Origin of the sequence: Lysinibacillus sp. CNPSo 3705 (assembly GCF_028674935.1) — a bacterium.
Classification (GTDB): Bacteria; Bacillota; Bacilli; order Bacillales_A; family Planococcaceae; genus Lysinibacillus.
Genome location: NZ_JAQZSD010000057.1, coordinates 1 through 13,026, shown reverse-complemented (window position 1 = coordinate 13,026; position 13,026 = coordinate 1). Strand labels below are relative to the sequence as shown.

Sequence of the window (13,026 nt, the reverse complement as noted above, 5' to 3'; positions counted from 1 at the left end):
CATTCACCTCACTTAACGATGGTCATTTGTTTTGTATAGGCTACAAGATCTTCAATTGTTTGCTTAGAGTCTACGGTAAACATGCTATATTGATAGCCGTTTTCCTGCCAGCTAATCGAACGGAATTTATTCTCGTCCATTACAGTACCTTTTTGACCTCGGATGTCCATTTCTTTTTCACCTTTAATAGGCTCTACTTTCTTAGCATTGCTATTTGCTTTAAAAACTGTTACTGAAATATCTTGCTGACCATTCTTCGCATAACTAAAGGTATACTCTGAACGATCTTCTATCCCTTTATCTAATGAAATTTCTTCCAAAGTTAGTCCGTTTCCTTCTGGCACCATTAAAAATTCGCCAAGCTGTTCTTTCACTGTATCCAGTGTCACTGACTCAGATTCAGGTACACTTATTTCTTCCACTTTTGCATCCTTTGGAATATCAAGTGTAAATTGTGCATCATCAATTTTTGCCTTTTCATCTATTTTCGTATACTCTGTTATCATTTTATTTCCAGCGCCATTTGTTATTGTTTTTAACGTTACCCATGTTTTTTTATCAACCCATACTTCTATATCGCCTATTAAAGTATCATCTTTTTTAGCTTTCGCTACAACTTTATACGTATCTCTTCCAGCAATCTTCTCCTCTCCTGCCATTTTTACATCATGTGTATCCTTTACAGCGTTAAATAGTAATTTTAACTGGTCTCTTTGTGATGGGATTTCATCTACCCCACCTTTACTAATATCTATTTTATGAACAGTATTTTTCACAACATCATACATAATTACCTGTGAGCCATTGTTGACTGAGATGCTATGTTCACCATTTTCAGCTGTTGTCTCAATACGTCGTTTACCATCTTTAGTCCACTCTTTGACTTGAATTTTTCCACCAGCGTCACCCATATCCATTGTGTATTCACCGTAATAAGCGAGTGGTTCTTTCGTTTCCTGTAATGCATGATCAATAATTTCCTGTGGTGAATATGCCCCCTCTGTATTACAACCTACTAAGCTAAATGTTAATGCGGCAACTAAACCAGCTGCTCGTAATGATTTTTTCCAATTCATTATAAATTCTCTCCTTTAAATGGTGGCAGCCAGCAAAGTACAACTGTTCCAAAGCCTTCTTTCGATACGAGCTCTACTGTCCCACCGTGTTTTTCTATTATTTGTTTTGCTATATTTAATCCTAGTCCAGTGCCACGCTCCCCAGCCTTTGTCCGTGCTGTATCTGCTTGGTACATGGGCTCGAATAGTTTCTCAATATCCTCTTTTTTGACACCTTGCCCGCTATTTTGCACAATGATATACATACCATGCTGCTTATTCAGTGCTGGTGATACAAAATCAAAGCACCCTATAGGACATTGTCCAGCATTCACGGCTGCTAAACCTATCGTTGTCCCCACTGCTCCATAACGCCAAGCATTACTCATTAAATTGTCGATCACCCGTTGTAGCTGCTTCGGATGCACTGCATACATCCCCGCTATGTCACAAGTAACTTCAAGCTTAAATCCTTGATCTTTGCATAGCTGCTCATAATCAGATAGTGCCATTTCAAAAAACTCGGTCCCATCAACTGCAACAAGTTCTAAATGATAGCTTGTCGATTGCAGTAAAGTGTACATTAGTAAATCCTCTAACATATGCTTCATCGTTTCAGACTTTGTTAAAATAATCTGTCGGTACTCCTCTTGCTGCTCTTCTGATAATGCCTTGCTTTGTAAAGACTCAGCATATGCTTGAATAGCTGTAAGAGGTGTTTTTAAATCATGGGAAATACTTGCAATCATTAACTCCTTTTGCTGTTGTTCAGTTTTCAAGTGAGCACGTGCTGTTTCAATTTCTTCCTGCATGGCAAGAAAGGTTTGAGCAAGTTCTCCAATTTCATCTTTTCTTGCCACTAAATTTGACTCCACATGCTCTCCCTTTGCAAAAGTACGCATTTGTCGCATTAGTTCATGTAACGGGCGATTTAATTTACGGTTAAGTAGCATCATAACTGCAAAATAAATAAGGAGAAATAATACAATAGAGCTAGCTATTACAAGCCAAGAACGACTTTCTACGCCTTTTACCCAATCCTTCCTAACTAATTGAATCTCATAAACCCCAAGCAATTCTCCATCTTGATAAACAGGCTCTTTATAAGTAAAGGCATTGTAATTTTGCTTTAGCTCATATAAACCTTTAAAAACTCTTTCTTTAGAATCAAACACCAGTTTCAATGGATCAGAGGAATACAAACGTAAGCCTGATTTCGAGTAAAGTGTAATGGAGAGCTGATCATTCGTTAGTGCTTCAATTTCTTTTATATCTGCATTTTTCGTATAATACAGCGGATTTTCCAGAGTAGATTTCACCTGATTGAGCTCTGTTAATTTTTCGAAATACTCACCAACGTTTTTATCTTGATAATAAGCATTAATCCATACATAAAGGCTATAAGCACCTGTTATCGGTAAAACCATCACGATGAAGAAAGTGATGAGTAACCATGCTTTAATTTTCATAATAGCTCACCGATAAAGCGATAACCCTTGCCCCATACTGTTTGTATATAATACGGTGATTTTACTGGATCTTTTAGCTTTTCCCGTAGTGCCTTTATATGTACTGTTACTGTATGTGTTTCATCTACGCTCGCCTGTTGCCAAATATGTTGATAGAGCTCTTCTTTTGAAAAGGTTTGGCTTGGATTTTTCGCAAGTAGTTTTAACAGAGCAAATTCCTTCTGTGTTAAGGCGAGCTCTTGATCATTAAGGCGCGCTGTTTCCTTTTGCCAATCAATTTTTAAACCGTGTGTAAAGGATGTAACATCTTCCGCTATTTCTTTTTTCGCATAACGTTTCCAGCGACGTAAGTGTGAGGCTACACGTGCCTTTAACTCCTCTAAACTAAATGGCTTCGCTATATAGTCGTCAGCGCCCTGCAAGCCCTCAACCTTATCTGCCTCCTCCTTACGAGCACTCATCATTAAAATAGGAACATCACTTTCCCAACGAATATTTTGGCAAACCGTCAAACCATCCATCTCAGGTAACATCCAATCGACTAACACTAAATCGAACGTATCCGCTTGAAAATCAGTTAATCCTTCAAGTCCTGTTGTTGCCCAAGTAATTTGGTAACCCTCTTGCTCAAGCGTATCCTTCACAATACGTCCTATCGCCGTATCATCCTCAATTAGTAATAGCTTTTCTCTCATCTGTTTTCCTCCTGAACTAACCTTACTATGTAAAAAGACATTTTTTCTGAACTTTATACTTTCTTTATAATTATCATAGATTTGGTTATCCGTCACTTCTCATTTTTTCGTTGGTCCGGCCTTTCCGTCGCTTTGACTCTTCTTTCCATTGTTCGGCTTGGTCTCTTCATAAATCTTTATGTATTTTTTATTTAAAATCAGTTCATTTCATGTTAGAACATTCTAGAAGTTGCATAGTTAGCAGCACCAAATAAATGTGACAAAATCGGTAATATTTGTAATTAATTTAAATAATTACAAATTACGACAACATTTTCATTTTTATTGTGCTATGGTTGTATTGATCTATTAAATGCAACTTATTAATAGAGAAAACTAATACAAAGGGGAGTTAATTATGTTAAAATCTAAAATTTCAAAAATGGTAGGATCACTTGCTTTATCTGGAGCTATACTTATTCCTGCAGTATCAGCGAATGCATGGACTGAATATGTTTATGTCAAGGACTTATATCCGGATGCAGTTGATTATGTATTTGTAAATAATGGTGCAAATGACAAGTATGTAATAGTACAAGAAAGAGGATATGATGGTAAAATATACGAAACAAAGGTAAAATGCGATAAAATGGTTGGTAGTAAGTGTCATGTAGCAGTTGAAAGAAACTAGATAGGGCATTTAGTATTTATTGGAATACATAAATACTAAAAAAGGCGCATTGACTCATTAACGAGTTGTGCGCTTTTTTTGTTTCTAAGGGAGTGAAACCTAGTTGTTTAATTAGTATCAGGAATTATAATACAAACATCACTCCGCTAAAATATACCGTTTTTTCTATTGATTGTATATATTTTCATACTTTTTATTACTAAACGTGTAAATACCCATAAAACATTTTTAACATATATAAACCAAAGAAAATTTCGATAGAAAACAAATTAATAGATGGAAAGAACCTCAAGAAAAATGGTTTCTTGAGGTTCAGCAAAACTTAAAATAATATTGATTCTTTTAACTTCTCTTTTTCAGATTTAGACAAATTTTCTAAACCAATAAAGGATAATTGGTTTTTTTCATTAAACCCAAAACTAACTCTTTCACTTACTATTTTTTGTGAAACTTTTAAGTTGTTAGAAAAGATAATATATAATTTTTCTTGCGCAAGGCAAAGCTTAAAACTCTCAGGTTCGTCCCTATATCTACTTTCACTCCAATTTGTAATATTAAATTTGGGTAAGCCAAATAATTAGAATTCACCCTTCAGAGTAAAAAATAGTTTATTAGTGTCATTTACACTTATAAACTATTTTTGAAATTATATTTTTCTAATTATTGTATACGACTATTTTATATACTTAGAACGAACAATAGTCCTTTTAAATGGCTCACCCTGTAACGTTTCACCGGAAATATTTAAAGTTATATTATATACACCTGACTCTTTATTCTCTGGAAAATTCACCATAAAGTTTTGTTCATTAACCTTCTGCAATTGTAGTGAAGAAGCAATGTCTTTACCTGTTGGATCTAGTACTTTTACATCGAAAGTAAGTTTTTGTAATTGTGGATTCGCTTGCACTGTAATAATATTATTCGTTTCAAATGCTACTGTCGGAACGCTCACCTTAATCAAAGATGGGCCACCGTGTTGAACTGCTAGTAAATACGCATTATCTTCTGCCTGCGTGCTTATATTTATCTTCCATTCTCCCTTCTCAGAAATAACGTCAGTAAATATATGGGGTACTACGCCATTAAAGAAGGAGGCTTCCTCCAATGATTCGATTGTTCGGTTGGTATATTTTTTCCCTGAAGGAGATACCAACTCTATTTTATCAGTAGTTAATCCTGTCCACAGTTTAACATTATCAAGCTCAGTATCCACATAGAAAGAATGTGTTTCATCATTTGACGATTGTAGCTTTCCTCCATAAAAATAATGAGACGCATCTAACTCTTGAAAGATATCAGAATGAGAAAAGTATTCTTTGTTTGCAATGATACGATCAGTAGAAGCAGACTGTAGATTCTGTTCCAATCTAGAAAATACCGCAGATCCCATGCGAATACGGTCATGGTCAAGTGAGGCATCGGTAAATAAATGTCTTCCGTAAGATAGTTTAGTGCTCGCCTCTTTGACTAATCCATCATTTGGATCGGAAAGATATAGCCCACCCATCCAGAGTGCAGATAGAAATGGTCCTGTATTAGTGCCAGCAATTGTATAATAGTTGTTCTTGCTAACGTTGGGGTGATTGTCTATTAGTGAGCGAAAGTGTTCCATTTCCCCAACTTGAAGTGAATAAGTTCCATCATCTTTTTGACCGAGTAATGTAGCTAGCCACCCTGCCCACCAGCTATATGCAAGATCAGCTAACTCTGATCCATAATGAGGGGAACCTAAAGTAAACACCCTACCCACGTACGAATGAGCATTATTAAGAACTAATGCTGCTTGGGTATCAGGTCCACCCTTGCTATGGGCAATTATATTTAATTTTTCTCCGTGAAAATGTTGACTGATTTCTTTTAACATAGAGGCTAATAATTTTCCATTATCGTATTGGCTATAAGAACCGTTACCTGCTGCATCGTATAATTGAACAAATACAGTTTGATACCCAGCTTCATAAGCTTTTGTATACATGTCATTAAGACCGTAATATTCTGTATTACCATACCAGCTTGTAGCGTTACCATTTTTCCCTTGAACGAAAACAATAGGTGGCTTATTCGGATCAATATTAGGTGGAGTTTCCCCTAAAAACCACTCTCCAGGAGTAAAGCTTTCGCCTGGTAGCTTCAATCCATAAGGTTCAACCTGGTTTGAGGCAAAGACATCTGGAGTAGAAAAAAGAATAATTGTGACCATTACAAATAACGAAACCATTTTTTTCAAATTGTTTTCCTCCTAATCATTATAAATGAAATTCATAAAGCTGTAGAAAAGCAATTCAGATTCCATAATTCAAAAAACTCTCGATTACTACATTATCGTAACGGTTTCCTTAGCGAGACATATCTTGTGAATACATTTAAGGTGTGTCGGTCTTCTCATTTGTTAGTGCCATCCCTGATGAAATAGAGAGATAATCAGCTTTATGTAAGCTCTACAAAACTACTAATAAATATGTCTCTAAGATATAATTTCAAACAGAGAGACAAACTAACCTCGCCCCCCATTTATCTCAATATTCTATAAAAGGGAATAATCCCCTTCTTTTTTAATAATATTATTTTATACTGCGCCGAAGCCTAACGTTGAGAAGTAGCGTAATAGATTGCGTTAGCAAGTAAAATAGCATAGAACAAAACGACCAACTTCCAAAGCCATGTTGTTCATATAAGAATCCAAGTTCTAATTCTCCTTCTTCTTGAGGTAGATACTTTCTTGTCCAGTTATATAATGTAATAAAGTTTAAGTATTGATCTATACCTTCCGACCATTAAAAATTTTTTCAAATTTTAACTAACTTTTTCAGTTGGAAAGTCGTCCAATAATTAGTAACTAAACCATTTAAATAAAAGGAGAAATAAGGATGAAAAAAACAACTAAAAAATCTTGGATGATTGTATCAGCACTAACAATAGGGATGGCTGTTTTCACGCCACATCAAGCTGAGGCAGCAACAGCAAAAACAGCAAACGAAATAACTGTTAAAGCTGAGCAACAAATCAAAGGAACGATTAAAGGCGTTTACGGAGATAGCATCACAGTAAAAGGGAAAGACGGCAAAAACTATTATATTGGAATTCATAAATTTTCAGATGAGCAATTAGAAAAAATGAACTTAGTAGAGGGTCAGGAAGTCTCTATAGAAGGTAGCTTAGTACAAGATTATTCAGACTTCTATACGTTTGACGTATATAAAAAAAGCTTACCTAAAGAAATAACAAAAGAAGACCTAGCAAAATTAGAAAAATTGTTTAATCAAACGAAGAAATTAGAAAAAGAAGAGAAATATGATGAAGTAGAAAAAATAAGTCTTGAAATGGTTAAAATCACAAAGCCGTATATTTTAGCCAGCTGGGTACCTGCATCCTTTGAAGAGTTCATTGAGGAGTATGGATTTAGTGAAAAAAATATAGTTATTAAAGAAAACGATCAAAAACAACTGAAAGATATTTATCAACAGTGGATTAAACTGGAGAAATCCGGTAAAGAGGACAAAGCACAAGAAAAATTTGATGAATTTTTAAAGGTTCTTCAACCTTACTTAGATGCTCTAAATCCACCGTTAACATTTGAAGAATACATCTCAGATTTGGAATTAGATATTCCGGCAGAAGCTATGCCAAAACTAAAAACTTTATACAATGATGCTAAAAAAGCTGATAAAGATAAAAATGATCAATTATCTGAAAAGCTCTGGAGTGAATTTGATGAAATGATTAATCCTTATTTTAAGCCACTTAGCTTTGAAGATTACTTATCTAACTTTGATTTCGAAATTAAGGCAAATGATAAAAAACAATTAAAAAAGCTTTATGAAGAAGCAACAGCTCTTGATAAAGCAGGTGACGATGAAAAAGCTAATGAAAAATGGGTTGCTATCGATAAAATTTTAGATCCATATTATGTAGCAAATAAAGAAATTCTTATCTCTGCATCTAAAGTAACGATAAACGGTAAAGTTTATCTTCCAAAGCAATAATAATCTATTTCGGGGTTATCCAAACAGTCATTAAACAATGATTTAGGGATTAACCCCTTTCTAATTTCCTTATAGATCAGTACAGTGCGCTTTGGCCTCTACAGATGAAGATTTAGTCACTTTCCTATTCAAACAGCCTTACTATAACACCCTACAAATACGGTAAATTTCGTCCCCTTATTTTGGATTTTTTCCGAGTGATCTCGATTGCAATAAGCTGTAACTCTTCATCTTTCATAAAAATCCCATAATTCTCACTTCTCTTATTTAAATCTTAAATGTGATATATTATTACAAAATCTAAATTACTCAATATATCCAATGTTATTACTATATCCCACTTTTTCCGAAGATATTTGAGCTGATGGAGGAAATATTTTGAAAAACTTATCGATTAAAAAGAAAGTTCTAACGCTTATTACGTCCGCTGTTATATTTTTGCTAATTATTTCTGGTGGTGGTTTTTATTACACTAACGATATGGCAAAAAAATCTAGTGAAATGTACGACGAATCACTTTTGCCAATTGAATATATCGGTCAAGCTCGAACTGATATTCGTGCGATGGATTCTTTCGTTTTAGAACTCATGATTACTACAGAAGCAAGTGATAATGCTGAGCTAAAGACAATGATCTCCGAGAGAGCTGAAAGTGTTAAAGACTCAATCATGAAATTTGAAACCATTTACCATGGCAATGAAAATGAACAAAAAATGTTAAAATCTCTTAAATCCAATGTTGATAGTTATTTTAGCACTATGGCAGATGTTATTGATTTGGCTAGTCAGAACCGAAACGCAGAAGCCTATTCTATTTACACCACAATTTTAGATGATTTTGCTGAGAATATGGCAAGTGATGCACGCGATCTTATGACTCAAGGTTCCGAAGATGCCAATAAACTAAATGAAGAAAATAAACAAAGTCTCTTCACTACTATGCTTATTTCTTCCATTCTCTCTGTTGTGGCCATTATTTTCTTTATTACATTGGCAACATGGATTGCACGATTAATTGTGAATCCAGTTAAAGAGTTACAGGCAATTATGTTAAAGGCAGGTAACGGTGATTTGACTGTGCAAGGTACCTATTCATCCAAAGATGAAATCGGTCAATTAACACAATCATTTAACACGATGATTAATAATATTCGTAATACAGTAATAAAAGTGACTGAAACTGCTAATCATGTAGCCTCAGCATCTGAAGAGTTAAATGTTAATGCAGCAGAAACTACAAAAGCAACAGAGATGGTTGCAAATACAATGGAAACTATCGCTCATGGATCAGCAGAGCAACTAAATAGTGTTTCCAACACAGTCAATACCGTTAATGAGCTTTCGACAGGTGTTCAACAAGTGGCTGGAAATGCTCAAGCTGTCAGCGAACTTTCAGGGGATTCTTTATCCCTAGTGATAAATGGTATGAATGCAGCGAATCAAATGAATCAACAAATGATAGACATCACAGAACAGGTAAAAGGCTTATCCGACGTTGTCGACTTGTTAGGAAAACGTTCTAATGAAATTGGTCAAATTATTGATTCGATTACAGCAATTGCTGAACAAACAAATCTCCTTGCACTAAACGCTGCAATTGAAGCCGCTCGTGCTGGCGAGCATGGGAAGGGCTTTGCCGTCGTTGCAGATGAGGTTAGAAAATTAGCGGAACAGTCTGCTGTTTCTTCAAACCAAATTGAAGTCTTGATTTCAGAGACACAGAAAGATACTCAAACGGCTGTTGAATCAATGAAGTTAGTAACAGCTGGAGTTAATGAAGGAATTAAAACAACAGAAAATACACGTACTACTTTCGCTGCAATTCAAAGTGCCATTCAAAGTGTTACGATGCAGGTAGAAGAGGTATCTGCAGCAGTCGAACAAATGGCAGCAGGCACCGAAGAAATTGTTGGTAGTGTCAATACGATCCACTCCATAACTAAATCTAACGCAACAGGCACAGAGAGTATTTCTGCTACAACTGAGGAACAAACGGCATCAATGGAGGAAATTTCATCATCTGCTTATGCACTTGCAAACTTGGCAGAGGAGTTAAGAGGATTGGCAGCTCAATTCCGTGTATAATCTCAGACAACTCCACTCTTAACATTTAAATGTAACTTTGTACGTTTTTTAAGGAATAACAACATCAGCCATATAAAAAGAAGCGGCAAGATTATTTTTTGATCTAAACCGCTTCTTCTATGGTTAAAAATTTTTAAAAGGAATAGACAATATTTCAATTTACCACAATAAACTTGAGTAGCTCAGCTTTATCCTTCATATTTTCCTAGAACCTGAAAGTTCCTCCGCTACCTTTTCTTTCATCCTAGATATTAAGCTTCAATCTACATCTAAAATTTAATACCATGTTCTATCCTCCATCTCTTTTTATATTTTAAAACAATTGATTTGCACTCGCTGCACTAATCACCTCGCCCATAGACCAAAAGATTTCAAAATGAGTAATACACGTCCACTCTTAATTTCTTTATAATTGACTTCTCATTTTATTAATTGCCACATCTGCTTCCCGTCGCTCTACTCAGGCCTTCCGTCACTTCGTCTTTTCTTTCCGTCGCTCTGCTCTGGCCTTCCGTCACTTCGTCTTTTTTCCGTCGCTCTGCTCTGCCTTCCGTCTCGTCTTTTCTTTCCGTCGCGCTGCTCTGGCCTTCCGTCACTTCGTCTTTTTTCCATCGCTCTACTCAGGCCTTCCGTCACTTCGCATTTTCTTTCTTGTCGCTCTGCTCTGGCCTTCCGTCGCTTCGTCTTTTTTCCGTCGCTCTGCCCTTGCCTTCCGTCACTTCGTCTTTTCTTTCCGTCGCTCTGCTCTGGCCTTCCGTCACTTCGTCTTTTTTCCGTTGCTCCGCTCTGGCCTTCCGTCGCTTCGTCTTTTCTTCCGTCGCTCTGCTCTGGCCTTCCGTCATTTCGTCTTTTTTCCGTCTCTCTGCTCTTGCCTTCCGTCACTTCGCCTTTTCTTTCCGTCGTCTGCTCTAACCTTCTATCGCTTCGCCTTTTCTTTCCGTCGCTCTGCTCTGGCCTTCACTCTTCGTCTTTTCTTTCCATCGCTCTGCTCTGGCCTTCCGTCACTTCGTCTTTTCTTTCCGTCGCTCTACTCGTGCCTTCCGTCGCTTGTTCTTTTCTTTCCGTCGCTCTACTTGTGCCTTCCGTCGTTTCGCCTTTTCTTCCGTCTCTCTGCTCTGGCCTTCCGTCACTTCGTCTCTCTTTCCGTCGCCCTACCCTGTCTTTCTATCTGTCAATCCATTTCGAATTAATTAAACAAAAAAGGAATGCACGCAATTTGTGCATTCCCCCACTATGTTAGAAAAATAAACTTAATATGAAATAAATAGCTGCCGCCATGACTGCGGAAATTGGCATGGTGATTACCCATGTTGTCACGATTTTTCGCGCCATGCCCCATTTAACACCTTTTACACGGTGTGCTGTTCCTACTCCCATGATAGATGAAGAAATTACATGTGTTGTAGAAACTGGTAAGTGAATTAACGTTGCACCGAAGATGATGGACGCAGAAGCAAGGTCTGCTGCAACACCGTTTACTGGACGGATTTTCATAATCTTGCCACCGACTGTTTTGATGATTTTATAACCACCTACAGATGTACCAAGACCCATTGCACATGCTGCTGCAAAACGTACCCAGAAAGGAATGTCATCTGTGTGATGTAAGCCTCCTGCAATTAAAGCGAGCGTAATTATCCCCATTGCTTTTTGAGCATCATTAGTACCGTGAGTAAATGATTGTAAAGCTGCTGTACCAATTTGCATTGTCCGGAAGCCTTTATTCGTTCGATATAAATTTGTATCCTTAAATAGAACTTTCAATAAAGTCATCATTAAGAAACCGGCTGCAAATGCAAGTAATGGCGAGAAAATAAGTGCTTGAATGATTTTTATAAAGCCGCTATAGTTCAATACATTAAAGCCAGCAGCTGCAATTGCAGCACCCGCCACTGAGCCAATTAATGTATGTGATGAACTAGATGGAATTCCAAAGTACCATGTTACTAAATTCCATGTAATGGCTGATAATAATGCCGCTAAAATAACGACTGAACCTGTAGTATCTCCATTAAAAGCATTTAAGCTAAACGGGTCAACAATATCTTTTGTTAATGCTTTCGCTACCCCAACGAATGTAATAGCTCCAATGAAGTTCATAAGTGCAGCCATGTATACTGCAGTACGTGGCCTCAATGCCCTCGTCGATACAGAAGTTGCAATCGCGTTGGCTGTATCATGGAAGCCGTTAATAAAATCGAACACAAGTGCGAATATAACGACTAATATTGTTATCAGTAATATTGTATCCATTTCGTACTCTCCATCTTACGCGTTACGCATAATTATTGTTTCAATTGTATTAGCTACAGTTTGACAGTAGTCTGCAATATCTTCAAATTGTTCATAGATACTCTTGAATACCATGAGGCGCATCGGATCTTTTTCTTGAATAAATAATTGCTTCATTGATGAGCGGAAAATTTCATCACATTCACGCTCATAGTCCTTAATTTGAATAGCATGTTTACGCATTTCAACAAGCTTTTTACTATTTAATAGCTCCATTGCTTGGACCATTTCATCTGTACTTTTCGCAATATATGTTAAGAATTGGCGCATCGGGTCTGTAACTTCTGTTAAATTGTACATGTCAAAATGAGCAATACAGCCTTCCATTCCATCAATAACATCATCTAATTTATTGGCAAGTGATAAAATATCTTCACGCTCGATAGGTGTCATAAATGATTTATTGAGCATAACGATAAGCTCGTGAATCAATTTATCTCCACTTGTTTCATATCGCTTCATTGTGTCTGCGATTTCTTTTAGTGAATCTATATTTTCAATACGTGCGTTATGAGCGTAATAAATACCTTCTTTAACGTTTTTAGAAATGTTTAATAATGCTTTAAAAAATGGATCTTGCTTGTTTGAGTTGAACATCATGTTCCTCCTGTTGAATGAATATTGTCGATTTCTGCAATCATCATAACAAAACTTTCACATAGTTCTACAAATTTTTAAAGATAAAATAGTTGAATTTACAAAAATGTAATATAAAATTTGCCACAATTATTTTTAGGTACTTTTATAAGTTGAAAACGTTGGAAACTCGATAAT

General features: G+C 36.2%; 11 protein-coding genes. 3 read left to right on the top strand and 8 right to left on the bottom strand.

The window, feature by feature from the left end:
- Positions 1-8: 8 nt before the first annotated feature.
- From PVA17_RS19320 to PVA17_RS19310, 3 genes are read right to left on the bottom strand one after another with little or no spacing between them, the layout of a single operon-like run.
- Positions 9-1,076: a LolA family protein gene (locus PVA17_RS19320; protein ID WP_132362859.1), complete on the bottom strand. Its 1,068-nt coding sequence runs from the start codon at positions 1,074-1,076 to the stop codon at positions 9-11.
- A complete protein-coding gene (locus tag PVA17_RS19315; RefSeq protein WP_274068629.1) occupies positions 1,076-2,524 on the bottom strand; it encodes a HAMP domain-containing sensor histidine kinase in 1,449 nt (482 codons plus the stop codon). The genes PVA17_RS19320 and PVA17_RS19315 overlap by 1 nt, the downstream gene beginning before the upstream one ends.
- A complete protein-coding gene (locus PVA17_RS19310; protein WP_274068628.1) occupies positions 2,521-3,219 on the bottom strand; it encodes a response regulator transcription factor in 699 nt (232 codons plus the stop codon). Before PVA17_RS19310 ends, PVA17_RS19315 begins: the two co-directional genes overlap by 4 nt.
- Before the next feature lie 397 nt (positions 3,220-3,616).
- Here PVA17_RS19310 and PVA17_RS19305 point away from each other — a divergent pair, with 397 nt between their 5' ends.
- Entirely contained in the window at positions 3,617-3,889 is a 273-nt protein-coding gene (locus PVA17_RS19305) for a hypothetical protein (RefSeq protein WP_132362865.1), read from the top strand.
- 673 nt (positions 3,890-4,562) lie between these two features.
- Here the strand turns inward: PVA17_RS19305 and PVA17_RS19300 are convergent.
- On the bottom strand, positions 4,563-6,110 hold the full coding sequence (locus PVA17_RS19300) for a hypothetical protein (protein WP_274068642.1): 1,548 nt from the start codon (positions 6,108-6,110) through the stop codon (positions 4,563-4,565).
- 649 nt (positions 6,111-6,759) lie between these two features.
- Here PVA17_RS19300 and PVA17_RS19295 point away from each other — a divergent pair.
- Positions 6,760-7,875 (top strand): hypothetical protein, encoded by a 1,116-nt coding sequence (locus tag PVA17_RS19295; RefSeq protein WP_274068627.1) that lies wholly within the window; start codon positions 6,760-6,762, stop codon positions 7,873-7,875.
- Between the two features lie 378 nt (positions 7,876-8,253).
- Positions 8,254-9,960, top strand: a complete 1,707-nt coding sequence (locus PVA17_RS19290) for a methyl-accepting chemotaxis protein (RefSeq protein ID WP_132362869.1) — start codon at positions 8,254-8,256, stop codon at positions 9,958-9,960.
- Between the two features lie 632 nt (positions 9,961-10,592).
- On the opposite strand, the gene PVA17_RS19285 is transcribed toward PVA17_RS19290, so the two are convergent.
- The 4 genes from PVA17_RS19285 to PVA17_RS19270 all read right to left on the bottom strand — a co-directional run bounded on the left by PVA17_RS19285 (position 10,593) and on the right by PVA17_RS19270 (position 12,849).
- Positions 10,593-10,802, bottom strand: coding sequence for a hypothetical protein (locus PVA17_RS19285; protein WP_274068626.1), 210 nt, complete (start codon positions 10,800-10,802; stop codon positions 10,593-10,595).
- Positions 10,803-10,961: 159 nt separating this feature from the next.
- Positions 10,962-11,090 (bottom strand): hypothetical protein, encoded by a 129-nt coding sequence (locus tag PVA17_RS19280; RefSeq protein ID WP_274068625.1) that lies wholly within the window; start codon positions 11,088-11,090, stop codon positions 10,962-10,964.
- 106 nt (positions 11,091-11,196) lie between these two features.
- Positions 11,197-12,213: an inorganic phosphate transporter gene (locus PVA17_RS19275; RefSeq protein ID WP_132362871.1), complete on the bottom strand. Its 1,017-nt coding sequence runs from the start codon at positions 12,211-12,213 to the stop codon at positions 11,197-11,199.
- A 15-nt stretch (positions 12,214-12,228) separates the two neighbouring features.
- On the bottom strand, positions 12,229-12,849 hold the full coding sequence (locus PVA17_RS19270) for a DUF47 domain-containing protein (RefSeq protein ID WP_132363005.1): 621 nt from the start codon (positions 12,847-12,849) through the stop codon (positions 12,229-12,231).
- Positions 12,850-13,026: the final 177 nt, after the last annotated feature.